General features: G+C 67.0%; 20 protein-coding genes and 2 tRNA genes. 11 read left to right on the forward strand and 11 right to left on the reverse strand.

The genetic code is table 11. The annotated features are described in order from the left end of the window. Window positions 1–118 precede the first annotated feature (118 nt). The 6 genes from yccS to AC5P6E_RS03090 all read left to right on the forward strand — a co-directional run bounded on the left by yccS (window position 119) and on the right by AC5P6E_RS03090 (window position 6,471). Complete coding sequence (yccS, locus tag AC5P6E_RS03065) at window positions 119–2,296, forward strand: YccS family putative transporter (protein WP_312719472.1); 2,178 nt, start codon at window positions 119–121, stop codon at window positions 2,294–2,296. 142 nt (window positions 2,297–2,438) lie between these two features. After that, a complete protein-coding gene (locus AC5P6E_RS03070) occupies window positions 2,439–3,233 on the forward strand; it encodes an SDR family NAD(P)-dependent oxidoreductase (RefSeq protein WP_495230686.1) in 795 nt (264 codons plus the stop codon). Between the two features lie 97 nt (window positions 3,234–3,330). Beyond that, complete coding sequence (locus tag AC5P6E_RS03075; protein ID WP_478415365.1) at window positions 3,331–5,220, forward strand: MFS transporter; 1,890 nt, start codon at window positions 3,331–3,333, stop codon at window positions 5,218–5,220. A 181-nt stretch (window positions 5,221–5,401) separates the two neighbouring features. Beyond that, entirely contained in the window at window positions 5,402–5,689 is a 288-nt protein-coding gene (locus AC5P6E_RS03080) for a CD225/dispanin family protein (protein ID WP_005419784.1), read from the forward strand. A 34-nt stretch (window positions 5,690–5,723) separates the two neighbouring features. After that, the gene (locus tag AC5P6E_RS03085; RefSeq protein ID WP_010481000.1) at window positions 5,724–6,002 is read left to right on the forward strand and encodes a CD225/dispanin family protein; all 279 of its coding nucleotides are present in this window, start codon (window positions 5,724–5,726) and stop codon (window positions 6,000–6,002) included. Window positions 6,003–6,045: 43 nt separating this feature from the next. Beyond that, entirely contained in the window at window positions 6,046–6,471 is a 426-nt protein-coding gene (locus AC5P6E_RS03090) for a DUF2752 domain-containing protein (RefSeq protein WP_010480999.1), read from the forward strand. 636 nt (window positions 6,472–7,107) lie between these two features. Here the strand turns inward: AC5P6E_RS03090 and ampE are convergent. The 5 genes from ampE to AC5P6E_RS03115 form a co-directional block, all read right to left on the reverse strand. Then, entirely contained in the window at window positions 7,108–7,995 is an 888-nt protein-coding gene (ampE, locus tag AC5P6E_RS03095; RefSeq protein WP_019336615.1) for a regulatory signaling modulator protein AmpE, read from the reverse strand. A 146-nt stretch (window positions 7,996–8,141) separates the two neighbouring features. After that, a complete protein-coding gene (nudC, locus tag AC5P6E_RS03100; RefSeq protein WP_019336614.1) occupies window positions 8,142–9,047 on the reverse strand; it encodes an NAD(+) diphosphatase in 906 nt (301 codons plus the stop codon). A gap of 160 nt (window positions 9,048–9,207) precedes the next feature. Then, window positions 9,208–9,600, reverse strand: coding sequence for an iron-sulfur cluster insertion protein ErpA (gene erpA / locus AC5P6E_RS03105; protein ID WP_005419789.1), 393 nt, complete (start codon window positions 9,598–9,600; stop codon window positions 9,208–9,210). A gap of 31 nt (window positions 9,601–9,631) precedes the next feature. Beyond that, window positions 9,632–10,096, reverse strand: coding sequence for a bactofilin family protein (locus AC5P6E_RS03110; protein WP_010482635.1), 465 nt, complete (start codon window positions 10,094–10,096; stop codon window positions 9,632–9,634). A gap of 4 nt (window positions 10,097–10,100) precedes the next feature. After that, entirely contained in the window at window positions 10,101–10,844 is a 744-nt protein-coding gene (locus AC5P6E_RS03115; protein WP_019336613.1) for a DUF6776 family protein, read from the reverse strand. 179 nt (window positions 10,845–11,023) lie between these two features. On the opposite strand from AC5P6E_RS03115, the gene AC5P6E_RS03120 reads away from it, so the two are divergent. The 3 genes from AC5P6E_RS03120 to AC5P6E_RS03130 are packed head-to-tail and all read left to right on the forward strand — an operon-like array spanning window position 11,024 to window position 15,805. Continuing rightward, window positions 11,024–11,641, forward strand: a complete 618-nt coding sequence (locus AC5P6E_RS03120; protein WP_010482636.1) for a DUF4126 domain-containing protein — start codon at window positions 11,024–11,026, stop codon at window positions 11,639–11,641. 44 nt (window positions 11,642–11,685) lie between these two features. Continuing rightward, window positions 11,686–13,572, forward strand: a complete 1,887-nt coding sequence (locus AC5P6E_RS03125) for an EAL domain-containing protein (protein ID WP_191863360.1) — start codon at window positions 11,686–11,688, stop codon at window positions 13,570–13,572. 1 nt (window position 13,573) lies between these two features. Further along, window positions 13,574–15,805 (forward strand): ATP-binding protein, encoded by a 2,232-nt coding sequence (locus tag AC5P6E_RS03130; protein ID WP_495230688.1) that lies wholly within the window; start codon window positions 13,574–13,576, stop codon window positions 15,803–15,805. Window position 15,806: 1 nt separating this feature from the next. Here the strand turns inward: AC5P6E_RS03130 and bfr are convergent, their stop codons facing one another. The 4 genes from bfr to AC5P6E_RS03150 all read right to left on the reverse strand — a co-directional run bounded on the left by bfr (window position 15,807) and on the right by AC5P6E_RS03150 (window position 17,655). Next, window positions 15,807–16,277 (reverse strand): bacterioferritin, encoded by a 471-nt coding sequence (gene bfr, locus AC5P6E_RS03135; RefSeq protein WP_019336610.1) that lies wholly within the window; start codon window positions 16,275–16,277, stop codon window positions 15,807–15,809. Window positions 16,278–16,419: 142 nt separating this feature from the next. Further along, complete coding sequence (locus AC5P6E_RS03140) at window positions 16,420–16,629, reverse strand: (2Fe-2S)-binding protein (protein WP_049411802.1); 210 nt, start codon at window positions 16,627–16,629, stop codon at window positions 16,420–16,422. A 100-nt stretch (window positions 16,630–16,729) separates the two neighbouring features. Next, window positions 16,730–17,032, reverse strand: a complete 303-nt coding sequence (locus tag AC5P6E_RS03145) for a hypothetical protein (protein ID WP_239683694.1) — start codon at window positions 17,030–17,032, stop codon at window positions 16,730–16,732. Continuing rightward, the gene (locus AC5P6E_RS03150) at window positions 17,032–17,655 is read right to left on the reverse strand and encodes an RNA pyrophosphohydrolase (protein ID WP_010482644.1); all 624 of its coding nucleotides are present in this window, start codon (window positions 17,653–17,655) and stop codon (window positions 17,032–17,034) included. The genes AC5P6E_RS03145 and AC5P6E_RS03150 overlap by 1 nt, the downstream gene beginning before the upstream one ends. Window positions 17,656–17,776: 121 nt before the next feature. Between AC5P6E_RS03150 and AC5P6E_RS03155 the strand changes: the two genes are divergently transcribed. Together AC5P6E_RS03155 and AC5P6E_RS03160 are read left to right on the forward strand one after the other, a co-directional pair. Then, window positions 17,777–17,853, forward strand: a tRNA-Met gene (locus AC5P6E_RS03155). 55 nt (window positions 17,854–17,908) lie between these two features. Next, window positions 17,909–17,983: transfer RNA gene (locus AC5P6E_RS03160), tRNA-Gln, on the forward strand. A 300-nt stretch (window positions 17,984–18,283) separates the two neighbouring features. Here the strand turns inward: AC5P6E_RS03160 and rpsI are convergent. Then, window positions 18,284–18,676, reverse strand: a complete 393-nt coding sequence (rpsI, locus tag AC5P6E_RS03165; protein ID WP_005411311.1) for a 30S ribosomal protein S9 — start codon at window positions 18,674–18,676, stop codon at window positions 18,284–18,286. A 2-nt stretch (window positions 18,677–18,678) separates the two neighbouring features. Further along, a complete protein-coding gene (rplM, locus tag AC5P6E_RS03170; RefSeq protein ID WP_005414692.1) occupies window positions 18,679–19,107 on the reverse strand; it encodes a 50S ribosomal protein L13 in 429 nt (142 codons plus the stop codon). Between the last annotated feature and the right edge of the window lie 168 nt (window positions 19,108–19,275).

Consider the following 19,275-nt stretch of genomic DNA (forward strand, 5'->3'; position numbering starts at 1 on the left):
GCGGATCGACTGAAACGGTAGCGCCGGGCCATGTCCGGCGGGTGCGGACCGTCGGTCCGCACTCCATATTTCACGCGTACCCCGCAATAATGAAGCTCGATCCTTCCACCGAGCCTGCATGTCCGCCCGCCAATCCCGCCTCAGCCGCCTGTGGGCCCACGAAAAGGCCAGTTACGGCCTGCGTGTGTTCATCGCCCTGACCGCAGCGCTTGCCGTGTGCTGGCAGCTGGATGCGCTCACCGCCCTGCCCGGCGTGTTCCTCGGCATCATCGCCAGCGCCATCGCCGAGACCGATGACAACTGGTGGGGGCGTACCAAGGCGGTACTGCTGTCGCTGCTGTGCTTCTGCCTCGCCGCCGCCTCGGTGATCTGGCTGTTCCCCTGGCCATGGATCTTCATCGGTGCGCTGGCGCTGTCCACGTTCGGGCTGACCCTGCTGGGTGCGCTCGGCGAACGCTACGCGTCGATCGCCCAGGCCACGGTAACGCTGGCGATCTACACCATGATCGGGCTGGAGCAGCATGGCGCCAGCGACCTGCACAGCGCGCTGGAAGCGGTCAGCCACCTGCTGGCCGGTGCGGTCTGGTACGGCCTGCTGTCGATCCTGTGGACCGCGCTGTTCGCCAACCGCCCGGTCCGCGAACGCGTGGCGCGCCTGTACGTTGAACTGGGCCGCTACCTGCAGTTGAAGGCAACACTGTTCGAGCCGGTGCGCGAGGCTGACCTGCAACGTCGCCAGCTCGACCTGGCCGAGCAGAACCGGCGCGTGGTCGGTGCGTTGAACGAGGCCAAGACCGCGATCCTGGCCCGCTTCGGCCGTTCCGGGCGGCCAGGCGTGAACTCCGGCCTGTACCTGCGCCTCTATTACATGGCACAGGATTTCCACGAGCGCGCCAGCTCCTCGCACTACCCGTATGGCGCCCTGGTCGACGCCTTCTTCCACAGTGACGTGCTGTACCGCTGCCAGCGCCTGCTCGACCTGCAGGGCCAGGCCTGCGCGCGGCTGGGCGAGGCGATCCGCCTGCGCCGTCCGTTCGTGTATGGCGAAAGCAACCAGCAGGCCGGCCGCGACCTGGCCGATGCGCTGGCCTACCTGCGCGACCAGCAGCGCCCGCAGTGGCAACGCCTGCTCGGCTCGCTGGACCTGCTGGTGCATAACCTGCGCAGCATCGAACGCCGCCTGTTGGACGCCGAGCGTTCCGAGGCCAGCCTGGACAACGTCGATACCCGCCTGCGCGACAGCAACCCGCACACCCTGCGCGAGATGGGCGTGCGCGTGCGCCAGCAGCTCACGCCCGGTTCGGTCCTGTTCCGCCACGGCCTGCGCATGGCATTGGCGCTGATCGCCGGTTTCGCGGCAATCCGCCTGTTCAATGCCCAGAACGGCTCATGGGTGCTGCTGACCATCGTGTTCGTTTGCCGCCCCAACTTCGGTGCCACCCGCCAGCGCCTGGCGCAACGCATCGTCGGCACCGTGGCCGGCCTGGTACTGACCTGGGCGCTGCTGCAGCTGTTCCCGCAGCTGCACGTGCAGCTGCTGATCGCGCTGCTGTCGGCGCTGTTGTTCTTCTTCACCCGCACCGACCGCTACCTGGTGGCATCGGCGGCGATCACGGTGATGGCCCTGACCTGCTTCAACCTGATCGGCGATGGCTTCGTGCTGATCGTGCCGCGCATGGTCGATACGCTGCTGGGCTGCGCAATCGCCGCCGCGGCTGCGTTCCTGATCCTGCCCGACTGGCAGGGCCGCCAGCTGCACCTCGTGCTGGCGCGCGTGCTGGACACCGCCGCACGCTACCTGGATTCGGTACTGGGCCAGTACCGCAGCGGCATGCGCGATGACCTCGCCTACCGCATCGCCCGCCGCGACATGCACAACGCCGATGCCGCGCTGTCCACCGCGCTGTCGAACATGCTGCGCGAGCCGGGCCACGTGCGCCGCAACCTCGATGCCGGTTTCCATTTCCTGGCGTTGTCCAACATGCTGCTCGGCCATCTCTCGGCGCTGGGTGCGCACCGCGACCAGGTGGACAGCTACGCCGGTGATCCGCTGGCGCTGGCCGCCGGTGAGCGCGTGCGAAAGGCGCTGCAGCAGCTGTCCTCGGCCCTGGCCGCACGGCAGCCGGTCAGCGAGGACGACAATGACGCCGACCGCGCGGTGGCCGCCGAGCTGGAGCAGATCGATGAGGCGATGCCGCCGAAGCTGCAGCTGATCCGCACGCAGATGGCGCTGGTGCTGCGGATGCTGCCGAAGGTGCGGGCGGCAGCGAATGAGGCGGTGACCAGCCTGACCTGATCCCTCACCGCTGAATCAGGCATTTCATCCACGCACGGCGTGGATCTACTGCGCCGTGTGCAACGGCGCGTTGCGCCTGGCGCTGCAGTTCGATCACGCCGCCACGCGGATACTGGGCAATCCCCCGCTCCGGATCATCGTCATGAAAATCGAACTCAGTGGCCGCACCGCGCTGATCACCGCCTCCACCGCCGGCATCGGCCTGGCGATCGCCCAGGGTCTTGCCGCAGCGGGTGCGCGGGTCATTCTCAACGGCCGCAGCACCGACAGCGTCGAACGCGCCCGCCAGCGCCTGCTAGCCGCCGTTCCGGGGGCCGAGGTGATCGGCGTGGCCGCCGACCTCTCCGATGCAGCCGGCGTCGATACCCTGCTGGCGGGCCTGCCCAAGGTCGACATCCTGGTCAACAACGCCGGCATTTTCGGCCCCGAGGACTTCTTCGAGACCGAAGACGCCACCTGGGAGCGTTACTGGCAGACCAACGTAATGTCCGGCGTGCGCCTGTCGCGTGCGTTGCTGCCGGCGATGGTGGCAGCCGGTTGGGGCCGCGTGTTGTTCATTTCCTCCGAATCCGCACGCAACATTCCGGCCGACATGATCCATTACGGAGTCAGCAAGACCGCGCAGCTGTCGCTGTCGCGCGGCCTGGCCAAGCGCGTGGCCGGCAGCGGCGTCACCGTCAACGCGGTGCTGCCCGGCCCGACCCTGTCCGACGGCTTTGCGGCGATGTTCGAAGATGAACGCCAGCGCAGTGGCAAGCCGCTGGAGCAGATCGGTCGCGAGTTCGTGATGGCACACCGGCCGTCTTCGGTGATCCAGCGCACCGCCACGGTCGAGGAAGTGGCCAACATGGTGGTGTACCTGGCCTCGCCGCAGGCCTCCGCCACCTCCGGTGCGGCACTGCGCGTGGATGGCGGCGTGGTCGACGATATCGTCTGAGATCTTTCAAAGTGTGCGGACCGACGGTCCGCACCCACAGGTCCGCACCCACAGCGGATGGACAGGAATGCTAGGCTGCGCCGGTCAAGGAGGCTCCATGTCCGGTCACAACCAGTTCGCCCTGCTGCGCCAGCGCCGTTTCCTGCCGTTCTTCGTCGTCCAGGCGCTCGGAGCGTTCAACGACAACGTGTACCGGCAGGCGATCATCAGCATGTTGCTGTTCATGGCCGTGCCGGAGGAAGAACTGGGGCTGTATGCCACGCTGGCACCGGCCATCTTCATCCTGCCGTACTTCCTGTTCTCGGCACTGGCCGGGCAGATCGCCGACAAACTGGAAAAATCGCGACTGATCGTGATCACCACCACCATGGAGATCGTGATCATGTCGCTGGCGGCCACCGGCTTCCTCACCCAGAGCCTGCCGGTGCTGCTGGTCGCCCTGTTCTGCACCGGCATGCAGTCAACCCTGTTCGGCCCGGTGAAGTACTCGGTACTGCCCTCGGTACTCAAGCCGGAAGAGCTGACCGGTGGCAACGGTCTGGTTGAAATGGGCACCTCGATGTCGATCCTGTCCGGCATGATCGTCGGCGGCCTGGTGTTCACTGTGGCCGGCAGCCACGGCACGGTGGTGGCGGCCTGCGCGATCATCGGCCTGGCGATCTGCGGAAATATCGCTGCGCGCCTGATTCCCAAGGTCGATGCCGGCGACCCGAACCTGAAGATCAACTGGAACCCGCTGCCCGAATCACTGGCGGTGCTGCGCATGGCGCGCCAGCAGAAGGCGGTGCGCAATTCAATCCTGGGTGTGTCCTGGTTCTGGTTCGTCGGCACCGTGCTGACCTCGCAGCTGCCGGCCTATGCCGTGACCAACCTCGGCGGTGAGCCGACCCTGTACATCTTTGCGCTGGCCCTGTTCTCGGTCGGCACCGGCATCGGCTCGCTGCTGTGCGAGAAGCTGTCGGCACGCACGGTGGAAATCGGCCTGGTGCCGCTGGGTGCGTTCGGCATGACCGCGTTCCTGCTCGACCTGTACTTCGCCCGCAGTGGCGAAGCAACGGTGCACGGGCTGACCATCGGCACGTTCCTGCAGCAGCCGGGCAGCATCCGCATCGTCATCGACCTGATCGGCATCGGCCTGTTCACCGGCATCTTCGTGGTGCCACTGTTCGCGCTGATCCAGAGCCGCACACCGAAGGCCCAGATGTCGCGCGTGTTCGCCGCGCTGAACATCCAGAATTCCGGCTTCATCGTCGGCGCAGCCCTGCTGTCGCTGGCCGCGCACAAGCTGCTGCACTGGACCATTCCGCAGCAGTTCCTGGCGCTGGCCATCGCCAACGCGCTGGTGGCGATCTACATCTTCACCATCGTCCCCGAATTCCTGATGCGCTTCCTCAGCTGGCTGATGGTGCGCACCCTGTACCGGCTGCGCCCGCACGGCATCGAAGCGAACGTGCCCGACGAAGGCGCCGCGCTGCTGGTCTGCAACCATGTCAGCTACATGGATGCGCTGATCCTGTCGGCGACGATTCCGCGCCCGGTGCGCTTCGTCATGTACTACAGGATCTTCAACATCCCGGTGATGCGCTGGATCTTCCGCACCGCCAAGGCGATCCCGATTGCCGGCGCGCGCGAAGACCCGGCGCTGATGCAGCGCGCGTTCGATGACATAGACGCCGCGCTGGCCGAAGGCGAGCTGGTCTGCATCTTCCCCGAAGGTGCGTTGACCAAGGATGGTGCGATGGCGCCGTTCAAGTCCGGCGTCGAGAAGATCCTCGAACGGCGGCCGGTGCCGGTGGTGCCGATGGCGCTGCGCGGCATGTGGTCGAGCATGTGGAGCCGTCGCGACAGCCGCCTTGGCCGGATGCGCGTGCCACGCCGTTTCCGTGCCACCGTCGAGGTGGTGGCCGCACCGGCCGTGGATGGCCACAGCACCAGCGCACCGGTGTTGGAGGCCCAGGTGCGGGCCTTGCGCGGCGATCACGCCTGACGGTACCGGCCCGCCAGTCGGGCCCGGCGCCCCCCCCACATACGTCACCGTCCAGTGGCGTACGCGACATGTCGTGACTGTAAACGCATACATGCAACGTCGGTTGCGGTAGATTACGCACCCACAGGGGGGAGGTCCGGTCGATACATCACGGCCGGCCACCAAGGAATGGAGTCTCGCTTTGAATCAACCACCACCGCTCAGCCGTCCGGTCTACATCCCCAACCATCTGGTCTGGGCGATCCTGACGACGCTGTTCTGCTGCCTGCCGTTGGGCGTGGTGTCGATCGTCTATGCCTCCCAGGTCGATGGCCGCCGCGCGGCCGGCGACCTGCCGGGGGCCTACAGCGCGTCGCGCAAGGCGGGCTGGTGGGCGGTGGCTTCGGCCGTGGCCCTGCCAGTCCTGTTGCTGTTGTGGTTCGGGCTGTTCGGCGGCTTGGCCGTACTGGGCGCTCTTTCCGACCAATGATTCACCACCACCACCCATCAAGGAGCTTGAACCCATGAATACCGCTACTCCGCAGGTCCCGAACAACCTGGTCTGGGCGATCCTGACCACCCTGTTCTGCTGCCTGCCGGCCGGCATCGTGTCGATCGTCTACGCCGCCCAGGTCAACGGCAAGCTGGCCGCTGGCGACATCGCCGGCGCCCAGGATTCGGCTGCCAAGGCCAAGAAGTGGGCCATCTGGTCGGCCATCGCCTGGGTCGTCGTGGTCGTGCTGTACGTGCTGTTCTTCGTTGTGCTCGGCGGCATGGGCGCGATGAGCAACAGCAGCTACTGATACGCCTGGACGGATCCGGCGCCTGCGCCGGATCCGTTGTTGCATGTCCGCGCTTCCCGCTCGTTCCCGACTCGCCCGCTGGGCACCGCTGCTGGTTTCCGCCGGCCTGGCCGTGGGTGCCACGGTGGTCCTGCGCAACGTCAATCCGTATGTCGCCGGCAATCCGTTGCCGAGCTGCCCGCTCTACGCCCTGACCGGCCTGTACTGCCCGGGCTGTGGCAGCACGCGCTGCCTGTATTCCCTGGTCCACTTCGACCTGCCCGGCGCGATGGCGATGAACCCGCTGCTGGTCATCAGCCTGCCGTTCCTGTTGCTGATGCTGCTGAACATCGCCGGCATCCGCCCACGCGCGCTCGACCCGCTGATGCGGGTACTGGCCAATCCCGTGTTCTGGCTCTGGGTGCTGCCCGGGTATGCGCTGCTGCGCAACCTGCCGTGGGCACCGTTCACTGCACTGGCACCGGTCTAGGTTTCCAGCCAACGGCGCAGCCCCTCGTGGTGGGCGAGTGCATTGATACGGGATCTGGCCGGGCGGGTGGGCTGCGCAGGGGCCGCTGCAAGTCCCCCTCCGGGGCCCGGCCCAGCCGCTGGCGGCTGGGCGTTCGGTCGCTTGCGAAGCCGTGCCTCGCAAGCAAAGCGCCCTCACCCATGTAAGCTCGGTCGCCGCATCCATGCGGCTCACGCCCCTGCGCAGCCCACCCGCCCGGCCACGGACAGTTTCCGTGTGCGTCCACCACGGAAAAGAAAGAGAAGATCAAAAGCGGAAGCGGATCGCTTCGCTCTGCATCCACGCATGGCGTGGATCTACCGTGTCGACCAAGGTCGGCACCTACCCGCAATCGCAGGTCACCCATCGCCACCGGGAAACCATCGGGGGTGGGGCGGTGTGGGGCTGCAGGACCGTTGGCGCCATGGATGGCGCCATCGAGCCCCCAGGGACGGGTTTACGGCGTGTCCTGCAGCCCCACACCGCCCCGCCCAACCCTCAGCAACCCAGAGCCGCTTTGGCTTTGGCTTTGGCTTTGGCTTTGGCTTTGGCTTTGGCTTTGGCTTTGGCTTTGGCTTTGGCCTCTGCAGGTGCAGGGCTGCAAGCCCTGCAAAGCAACTACGTCACCCAGCCTGCAATCACCAGCAGGGCGAGGATCGCCAGCCACAGCAGCAGCATCCGCCACACCAGGCTCATCGCATCACGCAGGTCCGGCAGCCGCTGCCACACCGGCAACAGCCCCGCCTCGGTGTAATCGTGCGCGTCCTCGCGCAGCTCGGCGTTGACGCTGGCCCGCGCCACCGCGCCCAGGAACCCGATGTTGCCGGCCAGGCGCTCACCATGGGCCTGGCGCCAGGCCTTCCACGCCGTATCGAAGTTGCCCACCAGCGCCATCGAGAACGCCATCAACTGCGCCACCGGCCATTCGATCCAGCCCAGCAGGCGCTGCGCCAGCGCCAGCGGCTCCACCGGCACGCGGGCACGCATCGGGCTTTCCGCCATCAATGCCAGCAGGCGATAGCCCAGCGCACCGGCCGGGCCCAGCAGCAGGAACCAGAACAGCACCGCGAACCAGCGCCGCAGTGCATTGAGCACGGTCGCCTCGACCAGCGAGGGCACGTCCTCGCGCAGGCTGCCCCCGGCCGACTGCAGGTTGCGCACGGCCGCCTGTCGTGTCGCCGCGTCATCGGCATCGATGATGGCCTCGATATCGCGGTCCAGATCGCGTGGCCCCCAGCACCAGGCCAGCACGCCCACGCCCAGCAACAGCGACGGCAGACCGAACAGCACCCCGCGCAGCAACCACGCCAGCAGCACCATCAGCAGCAGCGGCGGCAGCAATGCCAGGGCCACGCCTGCCTGACCCTGCCAGGCCTTGCCGCCGCGCGCGTCCAGCCAGCCCAGCCAGCGCCGGAAGCCGTCGAAACGGCGCAGCGAGGCGGCAGCGGCCGGGGCAACATGGCCCAGGGCCAGTGCCACCAGCACGGCGGCCAGAGTGGTGAACATGGCAGGTCTCCCTACGAAACAGAACGCTCGGCGCCGCTACCTTACCTGTCGCAGCGGCGCCCTCAGCGGTGAACCGGACTGTAACCCGGGCCGTGTTCAGGTGGCGGCAATACAGCTGCCACGACCGGACCGGCAGAGGATCGGGTTCAGCCCTTCTGCTGGCGGTACCAGTGTTCGATCAGGCCGCGCGAAATCGAGATCGGCGGCGACAGGCGGATGCCCTGGCCATCGTCCTCCACATCGCGTGCCAGTGCCGCGCCCACCTCGTCGGCACTGAACCAGCGCGCGTCTTCCAGCTCGCCATCCACCGTCGGCAGGTCATCCTGCGCCTGTGCACGGAAGCCGATCATCAGCGCGCCCGGGAACGGCCACGGCTGCGAGCCGAGGTACTGGCACGCGGTCACCCGCACCTTGCTCTCCTCATGCACTTCACGCACCACGGTCTGCTCGAAGGTCTCGCCGGGTTCGACGAAGCCGGCCAGCACCGAGTAACGCCGCGGTGCCCAGTTGGACTGCCGGCCCAGCAGCAGCCGGCCCTGGTTTTCCACGGCGACGATCACGGCGGGGTCGACGCGCGGGTAGTGCTCGGTGGAACACTGCGCGCAACGACCGACGAAGCCGCCGCGGGCAAACGCCACGGCGCCGCCGCACACACCGCAGAAGCGGGTGCGCGAGTGCCAGTAGGACATGCCGCGGGCATAGCTGAAGGCGGTCGCATCGGCCATCGACCACAGCAGAGCGGCCTGGCGCAGGTCGAGGCGACGTGGTGCGGTGACGGTGACGCTGGCGGCTTCAACCGAGAACCACGCTTGTTCCCCGCGCAGGCCGAGGAAGATCGCCGAGCCGGGACCACCCCCGATGTCGGCGCCGGTCAGCGCCAGCGGCTGGTCGTCATCGCCGGTGAAGGCGCTGCCGTCCTGATCGAGCACGAGAATGCGCGCGCCCGGCCACAGGCGCGCCAGTGCATCGGCATCGTCGCGCAGGGCATCGGCGCGCTCCAGCGGTTCGCCAACGAAGGCAAAACCGGAAAGCGGCGAAGAAGTATTGGGCATCCGGCAAGCGTGCCGCCAATCGATGCGGGTGGCAAGGTCGGCGCTGTGCGCAATCTGCTGTTGTGGGCTGGAGGGCACAGAGCATCCACGCATGGCGTGGATCTACGGATCCGCTCTGGCAGGTGCCAACCTTGGTTGGCACATCCTGGCCACAGGGCTCTTACATGCTGAAGCTGCTGCCGCAGCCGCAGGTGGTCTTCGCGTTCGGGTTGCGGATCACGAACTGCGCACCGGTCAGGCTCTCGGTGTAATCCACCTCTGCGCCCATCAGGTACTGCAGGCTCAGCGGGTCGACCAGCAGGGTCACCCCGCTGGTCTGTACCGCCAGGTCGTCCTCGGCACGGTTCTCGTCGAACTCGAACCCGTACTGGAAGCCCGAACAGCCACCGCCTTCGATGTACACGCGCAGGGCCAGGTCGGGGTTGCCCTCTTCCTGGATCAGGGATTTGACCTTGGCGGCCGCCGACTCGGTGAAGTTCAGCGGGCGCTCCAGCGACTGGTAATCGGGCGCGGCAACCGGGGTGGCGCCGGGCAGGGAGACTAGCGTGCTCATGCCGTCAGCATGGGGGTGCCGACGATGGCTTTCAAGCCATCGCCTCGGCCAGCTTGCGGCGTGCGGCGGTGTCACCCTTGCCACCATTGGCCTCTTCGCCTTCCGGAGCCGGCAGGGCGGCCATCGGGGCGCTGGCATGGATCAGGCGACCGTTCAGCTGGGCGCCCGCATTCATCTCCACCACCTGGTAATGGACGTTGCCATTGACCCGTGCGCTCGGGGTCAGTTCGACCTTCTCAGTGGCATGCACGTCGCCGTCCAGGCGGCCACTGATGACCACCACCTGGGCACGGATCTCGCCCTCGATCACGCCATGCTCGGCGACCGTCAGGGTCGCACCACTGGCGCCTTCGGCGGCGATCACCTTGCCATGGATGCGGCCTTCCACATACAGGCCCCCACTGAATTCCACATCACCGCGGATCACCACCTGGTTGCCGATCAGGGCATCCACCACCAGCTGGCCTTCACGGTTGGATTTGCTGCTTCCGAACATCTGCCTACTCCCCTTTGGCGGCCGGCGCACCGGCCTGTTTCCAGTCGAATACCTGGGTGGTACCCCCCGTACCACTCCCCAATGTCACCCGCACGCGTTGCGGGGTGAAGTCAGCCGGCAGCATCACGCTGCCGGTGAGCTGCTGGAAGTACCGGAACGAGTAATCCTGTCCCGGCACCTTGCTGCGCTGGTGCAGATCATCCCAGCTGATCGTGGCCAGCTTGCCGTTCTTGACGCCTTCCACGGTGAAGCGCATCTGCCCCTGGCTGATGGCGCCACGGTTGAGGTTCTGGGTCAGCACCGCGGTGTACTGCCAGGTGCCGGCCGCTTCCGGGCTGAACTCGATCGAATGGGTGTTCAGGCCCTTGCGCTGGCTGGTGGAGCCCACCAGGCGCTCATAGAAGGCGACGTCGGCACGCAGGCCTGCGATTTCCTCATCGCGCTCGGCCAGCGAGGACTGCACCTCGGTGTTGGCGGCGCGGCTGATGCGGTCGGAGGCTTCCAGCGTGGCCTGCTTCTGGCGCAATTCGGTCAGCTGCGCCTGCAACGTCTCGGCACGCTTCTCGGCAGCCTGCAGGCGCTGGCCCTGGGCGTCGCGCGGCGTGGCCATCCAGCAGCCACCCAGCACGGCCAGCACCAGGCTGAGCAGCCAGATGCCGCCGATCACCAGCAGGCGGCGACGGTCGGCCGGCGGTTGTGGTGCGCCGGGCAGGCGGACCTGCACGCGCATGGGAGGACGGTTGGTCATGGGTGGATTCCGGGGCATCGCGAGGGCGACACCGGTACGGCCCCTGTGGCAAACGACGGGCTAGTGTATGACAGGACGGGTGGGTTTCCTGCGCAGTGGCGAGCCACGGTCTGTGGCGTTCAGGCATGCCATCGTTGATAGTGTGGTCCCCTGCACAGTTCCGTCGCCGGAGCATCGCCATGACCGAAGCCCACCTGTTCGTGATCGGCATCCTGCTGGCCTGGCTGGCCGGCATCCGCGTCTACCTCACCGTGTTCGGTGTCGGCCTGGCCGGCCTGCTCGGCTGGGTCGACCTGCCGCCGGCCCTGCAGGCCACTGAATCGTGGTGGGTGCTGGGCACCTCGGCGGCGCTGGCGGTGACCGAATTCTTCGCCGACAAGATTCCCGGCGTCGACTCGGCCTGGGACCTCGTGCAGACATTGGCCCGCGTGCCAGCGGGGGCCTTCCTCGCCGCCGCCACGCTGTCGCCCGATGGGCAACTGGGCACCGGCGCACTTGCCGCCGGTGCCGGTGTGGCGTTGGCCAGTCATGGCCTGAAGGCCGGCACCCGCGCCCTGCTCAATACCTCGCCCGAGCCTGCCAGCAACTGGGTGGCCTCCGCCGCCGAGGACACCGTGGTGGTCGGTGGCCTGGCCCTCGCCCTGGCACACCCGTGGATCGCGCTGATCGTGGTGCTGGCCTGCAGCCTGGCCGGTGCGCTGCTGGTGTGGCTGGTCTGGCGCGCCCTGTGGAAGGGCGTGCGCTGGCTGGCACGCGGTGCGTCGCCCGACAGTCCACGCCAGCCCGGTACCGGTTGATCGCCGGGCTTGTCGCATAATGGACGCGAACACCAGGAGCACCGATGGCCGCAAACGAATCCCCCGCGGGCGCCCGCCCGGGACGCGCTGAAACCCCTCCGGCCGATCATTGGCAACGCTGGACGGCTGAACCGGCGAACGCCGTCGCCGCAGCGCCGGCAGCAGTTCCGCCGCTGGCAGCCTCCGACGCACCTGCATCGATCGGCAGCGCACCACCGCCGCTGCCGGGCCCGGCCGTGCTGGCCGAGGCTGGCAACAACGACCAGGCGCCGCCGCCCTCCGATTCGCCCTACCGCGTGCTGATCGTCGAGGACGACCGCGCGCAGGCCCTGTTCGCACAGAGCGTGCTGCATGGCGCCGGCATGCAGGCCATCGTGCACAGCGATGCCGACGGTGCGTTGCAGGCGATCAAGGAGCATCGCCCCGACCTGATCCTGATGGACCTGCACCTACCCGGCCTGGACGGCATGCGCCTGACCGCGCTGATCCGCCAGCAGCCTGGCCTGCAGTTGCTGCCGATCGTGTTCCTGAGCGGCGATCCGGATCCGGAGCGCCAGTTCGAAGTGCTCGACAGCGGCGCCGACGATTACCTGAGCAAGCCGATCCGGCCGCGCCACCTGATCGCCGCCGTGGCCAACCGCATCCGTCGCGCACGTGCGCAGGCGGCAACCCTGCCCGGTGCAACCGGCGCACCGGCCACCAGCAATCCGGAAACCGGCCTGCCGACGCGTCACCACGTGCTGCAGCAGCTCAATGCCGCCCTCGCCCATCGCGACCGGGGTGGCGTGTTCTTCGTTGAAGTGGCCAGCGCGCTGGGCCTGCGCGAACGCTATGGCTACGCCGCCTTCGAGCGCCTGATGGTGCAGGCCGGGCAGCGCCTGGCCGAGGCCGGCCATCCACACCTGCTGGCACGCCTGAACGACAACAGCTTCCTGCTGCTGGCCCGCAATACCGATGAAGACAGCCTGGAAAGCATCGCCGCGACCCTGCGTGAGCAGCTCTCGGCGCGCGCCTTCGTGATCCGCGACGATGAATCGGTGCACCTGCGCGGCGTGGTGGGTTACGCGCCGCTGTCGCCGGGCTTCGACGATGCCAACGCTGCACTGGAAGCGGTCGAGCGCACCACCCTGCAGGCACGCCTGCTCAGCGCCGGCGTGGCGGGCCACGTGCACCGCCAGGCCGTCACCGAACAGGAACACCTGGCACTGCTGGAAGGCCAGCTGGAGCTGGCCTATCAGCCGATCGTTGCCGTCGCCGGTGGCAACACCGCGCAGTATCAGCTGCTGCTGCGCCTGCGCCAGGCCGATGGCACCGTGCTGGCGGCCGGCCAGGTAATTCCCGCCGCCGAGGCGGCAGGCCGCATCGCCGACCTCGACCAGCAGGTGATGGACCATGCGCTTGGCCTGCTGGACCTGTACCGGCACGCAACGCAGCCGCTGAACCTGTTCGTCTCGCAGTCGCTGCGCACTCTGCAGCGCGATGCCTTTGGCGACTGGCTGCTGGAATCACTGCAGCAGCGTGACCTGCCCGGCAGTGCGCTGGTGATCGACGTGCGCCTGCCCGACGCGCTGATCCACACCGTGCCGCTGCAGCAGTTCTGCCAGCGCATGGCCGGCGCCGGCGTGCGCTTCTGCCTGAGCCAGTTCGAGCCCAGCGGCGAAGCCGATGCACTGCTGACCCAGCTGCCGCTGTCGTTCGTGCGCATGGCCGCGCGCTTCTCCAGCAGCCATTCCAACCCGGCCACGCGCGAGGAACTGCGCAAGGCGATCGAACAGGCGCATGCGGCCGGGCTGCAGATCATCGGCCAGCAGATCGAAGACCCGCAGGCCGCGGCCGCGATGTGGGTCGGCGGCGTCGATTACATCCAGGGCAACATGGTGCAGTCGGCCGGCAGCGACCTGAACTTCGACTTCCACAACGCGGTGCTCTGACGTGCCGCTGTGGGGCGTGCTGCTGGTTGCCCTTGCCGCGGCCGCCATGGCGCTGCTGTTGGGCCTGCGCCTGCGCACGCGCAGCCGGGCACTGGCCCGGCTGCAGCGCGAACACAGCGCGCTGGCCGCCGACCGCGACCAGCTGCGCCATACCACCGAACGCCAAGGCCAGCTGGAACAGCAGCTGCTGCAGGCCAAGCAGGCCGCCGAAGCGGCCGTGCTGGCCAAGGGCGAGTTCCTGGCCACGATGAGCCACGAGATCCGCACCCCGCTCAACGGCATCCTGCCGATGCTGGAGCTGATCGCGCGCGGGCCGCTGGGCGAGGACCAGCGGCAGATGCTCGCCACCGCTTCGGCCAGTTCACAGCAGCTGCTGCGCATCGTCGACGACATCCTCGACTACTCCCGGCTGGAAGCACAGGCGCTGGAACTGGAGATCACCAGCTTCAACCTGCGCGACCTGCTCGATGGCGTGGTGCAGCTGATGCAACGCGCCGCCGACGCCAAGGGCCTGGCCCTGGGCCTGCAACTGGATCCTTCGGTGCGCCTGCCGGTGCGCGGCGACCCGGTGCGCCTGCGCCAGGTGCTGAGCAACCTGCTGGCCAACGCAATCAAGTTCACCGCCCGCGGCCAGGTGCAGCTGCGCGTGCTGCGGCTGGGCGAAGGTGCCGCGCAGCACCAGCTGCGCTTCGAGATCATCGATACCGGCATCGGCATCGACGACACACTGCAGGCACGCCTGTTCCAGTCCTTCAGCCAAGCCGACGCATCCACCACCCGCATCTACGGCGGCACCGGCCTGGGCCTGGCCATCTGCAAGCGCATCATCGACCTGATGCACGGGCAGATCGGCGTGCAGTCCACGCCTGGCCAGGGCGCTACGTTCTGGTTCGAGATCCCGCTGCTGAAGGTTCCTGGCGACCTGCCGGCGATGGCGCGCGCGCCAGCACCGCTGCTGCTGTTCAGTGCCGATGCAACGCTGCAGGCACGCATCGAGCGCATCGCGGCCCATCATGGCCTGCTGGTGCACGCCATGGCGCAGCTCGATGCCGTGGTCGAGCGCCTGCGCGCGGTGCCGAGGCCGGGGCAACCGGCGCCGGCCTGGCTGCTGGTCGATGCACGTGCGCGCCACATCGGTGAAGCGACGCTGCAACAGGCGTTGGCCGAACGTGGCGAGGACGATGCCCTGCAGGTGCTGTGGCTGCAGGACGATACCCTTCCGGCACGCCCGCGCCAGCGGCAGCTACCCTCGCATTTCGACGACGCTGCGCTGCATGCACTGCTGGCTGCAACGGTCGCGCATGCGCGCCCTGCCGCGCTGCTGGCCAACGCCGAACAGGGGCAGCCCACGCCCACGCTGCCGCCGTTGCACCTGCGCGTGCTGCTGGTGGAAGACAACACGGTCAACCGGATGGTGGCCGAGCATCTGCTGCGCGTATTCCAGTGCGAGGTGCGCAATGCCGCCGATGGCGAGCAGGCGCTGGCCGCCCTTCGCGAAGGCGGCGTGGACGTGGTGCTGATGGATTGCCAGATGCCGGTGCTGGACGGCTACGCCGCCACGCGCCACTGGCGTGCGGAAGAAGCGGAAACCGGGCGCACGCGGTTGCCGATCATCGCGATGACGGCCAACGCCATGGCCGGTGATCGCGAGCGCTGCCTGCAGGCCGGCATGGACGACTACCTGTCCAAGCCGATCGCACGTGCCACGCTGCATGCGCTGTTGCAGCGCTGGGGTGGCGGGAAGGCTGCATCACCTGGACAGCCTTCCGTAGAGCCGAGCCATGCTCGGCTGACGGCCAATTGCAGTCGCACGCCATCAGCCGAGCATGGCTCGGCGCTACAGAATCCGGAAAAGCAGGTGGCGCCAGCACCGCAACCGGTGCTCGACCGTGATGTGCTGGACGAACTGCACGCGGTGATCGGCGATACCGCCCTCCAGATCGTCTCGGTGTTCCTGGAGGATGCGCCGGCGATGGTGCAGCAGCTGCAGCAGGCCGCGCAGAACGGCGACGAACCCCGCCTGCAGGCGGTCGCGCACAGCCTGAAATCATCAAGCGCGAACGTGGGGGCTTTGTCGCTGTCGGCGGTGGCGCAGCGGATCGAACATGAGGCCCGCAGCGGCAGCCTGCAGCGCCCCGCCGTAGCGGTAGCGCTGCTGGTTGCCGAATTCGCCCGTGCGCGCGTGGCACTGACGGGCTACCTGGCACAGCATCGCGCCGGCCAGGCCGGCTGAGTCAGTCTTCCAGCTTGCTCAGCAGGTACTTCGGCTCGCCGATGCGCTCGATCAGGTCGAGCTGGGTTTCCAGCCAGTCGATGTGCTCTTCTTCCGAGTCGAGGATCTTCACGAACAGCTGGCGGCTGACGTAGTCACCCACCGAATCGGAATAGGCCACGGCCTCACGCAGGGTGACCACGCCATCGCGTTCCAGCGACAGGTCGCACTGCAGGATCTCGGTCGGGTTCTCGCCGATGCGCAGCTTGCCCAGCGCCTGGAAGTTCGGCAGGCCTTCAAGGAACAGGATGCGGTCGGCGAGCATGTCGGCATGCTTCATCTCGTCGATCGATTCCTTGTACTCATGTTCGGCCAGTTCCTTGATGCCCCAGTTCTTCAGCATCTTGGCGTGCAGGAAGTACTGGTTGATCGCGGTCAGCTCGTTGTAGAGGACCTTGTTGAGGAATTCGATGACCTTGGTGTCGCCCTTCATGGGGATGCTCCTGCACGCTGAAAACGCAGGCACTTTAACGCCTTGCGTGCGGTCGTGAAGGAACGCGAATCGTGCGCATTGGCCTATGCGGCCACGGGTGAAGGATGCGGAAGCGCGGCGTCAACGCGCCGCGAAAGAGACGTCAGGCGACCTGGGCCAGACCGAGGACCGGCAGCGGCAGATCGTGGGTGGCACGTGCCTTGGACAGCAGGTCGCCTGCCATGTCCAGGCAGGAACCGCAGGTCGCGCCACAACCGGTACGCATGGTCAGCTCGGCCACCGTGCTGACGCCATGGCTGGCGGCTTCGCGGATCTGGTGGTCGGTGACTCCGTTGCAGATGCAGACGTACACAGGCGTGAACCGGGCTGACAGGCCAAGAGTGGCCTGTTGGCTATTTCAATGGAAACGAGAATGGTTGTCAATCAGAGACCTGAACCATTCTCGATACGGTTCAGAGTGCGATCGAATACAACAGGGCCAGCACCGGCGTACTGAAGAACATGGTCAGCCAGTGCAGGCCACCGCCTGCCGCCCTCAGGCGCAGCAGGTAGTCCGCCAGATACAGGGCACCGGCACAGTTCACCAGGATGAGGACCATGCCCAGCCCAAGCGGGATCGTTGCGCTGCCGCCAAGCACCACCACGCCCAACGCCATCCAGGGCAGGCTGGCCAGCCGGACAACCAGGCCCTGCTGGAGATACCCGGCGGGGACGCGTTGTGACGGATCGACCCGCGGCCTGCGCGGCCTCCCCATCAAACCGCCCCCGGCTCACCCTTGGCCTTGCGCGGCCAGTAGCCACCGCGCTTGGGCGTGCGCTTGCGGGGCCTGTCGTGGCCGGCAGCGTGACCCGGCATCCAGGCCTCCGCAGCGCTCTTGGGCATGGCGGTGACGCCCTGCCCGGCCACCCCGCGCGCCAACGGCGCCAGATGTCGCAGAGCGCGCGCATAGACGCCACGCTTGAACATCACCACGTGCTCCACCGGGTACCAGAAGTCCACCCAGCGCCAGTGGTCGAACTCGGGCGAATCGGTATGGTCCAGCTGCACATGTGATTCGTCGCCGGTCAGGCGCAGCAGGAACCAGACCTGCTTCTGGCCGATGCAGACCTGCCGCTCATTGCGGCGGATGGCCCGCGCCGGCAGCTTGTAGCGCAGCCAGCCGGGCGTCGCCCCGAGCACTTCCACGTGCTCAGGCAGCAGGCCGGTCTCTTCCTGCAGTTCACGATACATGGCCTCGACAGGCGTCTCGTCGGTGTTCATGCCACCCTGCGGGAACTGCCAGCCGTCCCGGCGCACACGTCGTGCCCAGAACACCTGGCCGTCCTGCCGCATCAGCACAATGCCGACGTTCGGTCGATAGCCGTCCGGATCGATCACGATGCGGACTCCTAAGAAAATCTACTGGTCGGGACTATCCCATGCCCTCTGTCGACCCACAAGCACGACACAAAAGTGTTGACAGGGTCGATACACATCCGCAGAATAGCGGGCTCACCAAGGCTATGTAGCTCAGCCGGTTAGAGCACAGCACTCATAATGCTGGGGTCGGTGGTTCGAGTCCACCCATAGCCACCACACTGAAAATCAAGTTGTTTTTCAGTGTGAAAAGTGAGAAAATAGCTGCACGTTTTGCCCCGTCGCCAAGCGGTAAGGCACCTGACTCTGACTCAGGCATTCGGTGGTTCGAATCCATCCGGGGCAGCCAAATTAAAAGCAAAAGGCCAGATCGAAAGATCTGGCCTTTTGCTTTTAATTTGGTCGCGCATCCCACCTTATCCCCGCGCCTGTCGGCGCGCCCCCTTGAACATCAAGGGGGCTCTCCTCCAGAGAGGGGCCCGGGGTCGGATCCTTTTCCAAAGGAAAAGGCTCTGACCCCACCTCATCGCCAGCCGCTGGCCGGCAACCTCGAAACGCGTAGCCCCAGAACGACAAAAGCCCGGCCGAAGCCGGGCTTTTGCTTTTCCATCCAGCGGGCTCCCGAAGGAGCCCAACCAGGCGCGGTAGATCAGCGCTTGGAGAACTGGGTGGCGCGGCGGGCCTTGTGCAGACCGACCTTCTTACGCTCGACTTCACGGGCGTCACGGGTCATGAAGCCGGCCTTGCGCAGCTCGGACTTCAGGGTTTCGTCGTACTCGACCAGAGCACGGGCGATGCCCAGACGGATCGCACCGGCCTGGCCGGTGGTGCCGCCGCCAGCGGCGGTGACCAGGATGTCGAAGCTTTCGGTGTTCTTGGTCAGCTCGAGCGGCTGGCGCACGATCATGCGCGCAGTCTCACGACCGAAGAACTCGTCCAGCGGACGGCCGTTGACGGTGATGTTGCCCGAACCCTTGCGCAGGAACACGCGAGCGGTGGAGGACTTGCGGCGGCCAGTGCCGTAGTTTTGAGTGATAGCCATGATTAGATATCCAGAACCTGCGGCTGCTGTGCGGCGTGCGGATGCTCAGTGCCGGCGTAGACCTTGAGCTTGCGGTACATCTGGCGACCCAGCGGGCCCTTCGGCAGCATGCCCTTCACGGCGATCTCGATCACGCGCTCCGGGTGGCGCTCCAGCGCCTGTGCCAGGGATTCGGTCTTCAGGTTGCCGATGTAACCGGTGAAACGGTGATACATCTTGTCCTGCAGCTTCTTGCCGGTGACGGCAATCTTTTCTGCATTGATGACGACCAGGTAGTCGCCGGTATCAACGTGGGGGGTGTAGACCGGCTTGTGCTTGCCGCGCAGACGGCGGGCCAGCTCGGTGGCGAGACGGCCCAGGGTCTTGCCCTCGGCGTCGACGAGGTACCAGTCGCGCTGGACGGTCTCGTTCTTGGCAGTGAAAGTGCTCATGAAGAACTCTAGGTTAGGTCGGGCTCATTGCGGCGAAAGGCTCACCGGAACTCTGCCACGCGTTGTGAAAAGGTGAAGCGTAAGAGGCGGGATTGTACGCAGGTAAGACCCCCGTTGCAAGCCGGCCCCTGACCGGGTTGGCAGGGGGACGGGGCCGGGCGAGAATCG

The sequence above is a fragment of the Stenotrophomonas sp. YJH_SMC_16 genome (assembly GCF_059367875.1).

Bases quoted from the DNA above. Each gene is read 5' to 3' on its own strand.
- rpsI (WP_005411311.1), bottom strand. From the start codon at position 18,676: ATGGCTATCACTCAAAACTACGGCACTGGCCGCCGCAAGTCCTCCACC.
- yccS (WP_312719472.1), top strand. From the start codon at position 119: ATGTCCGCCCGCCAATCCCGCCTCAGCCGCCTGTGGGCCCACGAAAAG.
- rplM (WP_005414692.1), bottom strand. From the start codon at position 19,107: ATGAGCACTTTCACTGCCAAGAACGAGACCGTCCAGCGCGACTGGTAC.
- bfr (WP_019336610.1), bottom strand. From the start codon at position 16,277: ATGAAGGGCGACACCAAGGTCATCGAATTCCTCAACAAGGTCCTCTAC.
- AC5P6E_RS03090 (WP_010480999.1), top strand. From the start codon at position 6,046: ATGTCCGCGCTTCCCGCTCGTTCCCGACTCGCCCGCTGGGCACCGCTG.
- AC5P6E_RS03110 (WP_010482635.1), bottom strand. From the start codon at position 10,096: ATGTTCGGAAGCAGCAAATCCAACCGTGAAGGCCAGCTGGTGGTGGAT.
- erpA (WP_005419789.1), bottom strand. From the start codon at position 9,600: ATGAGCACGCTAGTCTCCCTGCCCGGCGCCACCCCGGTTGCCGCGCCC.
- AC5P6E_RS03115 (WP_019336613.1), bottom strand. From the start codon at position 10,844: ATGACCAACCGTCCTCCCATGCGCGTGCAGGTCCGCCTGCCCGGCGCA.
- AC5P6E_RS03070 (WP_495230686.1), top strand. From the start codon at position 2,439: ATGAAAATCGAACTCAGTGGCCGCACCGCGCTGATCACCGCCTCCACC.
- AC5P6E_RS03120 (WP_010482636.1), top strand. From the start codon at position 11,024: ATGACCGAAGCCCACCTGTTCGTGATCGGCATCCTGCTGGCCTGGCTG.
- AC5P6E_RS03075 (WP_478415365.1), top strand. From the start codon at position 3,331: ATGTCCGGTCACAACCAGTTCGCCCTGCTGCGCCAGCGCCGTTTCCTG.
- nudC (WP_019336614.1), bottom strand. From the start codon at position 9,047: ATGCCCAATACTTCTTCGCCGCTTTCCGGTTTTGCCTTCGTTGGCGAA.
- AC5P6E_RS03145 (WP_239683694.1), bottom strand. From the start codon at position 17,032: ATGGGGAGGCCGCGCAGGCCGCGGGTCGATCCGTCACAACGCGTCCCC.
- AC5P6E_RS03125 (WP_191863360.1), top strand. From the start codon at position 11,686: ATGGCCGCAAACGAATCCCCCGCGGGCGCCCGCCCGGGACGCGCTGAA.
- AC5P6E_RS03085 (WP_010481000.1), top strand. From the start codon at position 5,724: ATGAATACCGCTACTCCGCAGGTCCCGAACAACCTGGTCTGGGCGATC.
- ampE (WP_019336615.1), bottom strand. From the start codon at position 7,995: ATGTTCACCACTCTGGCCGCCGTGCTGGTGGCACTGGCCCTGGGCCAT.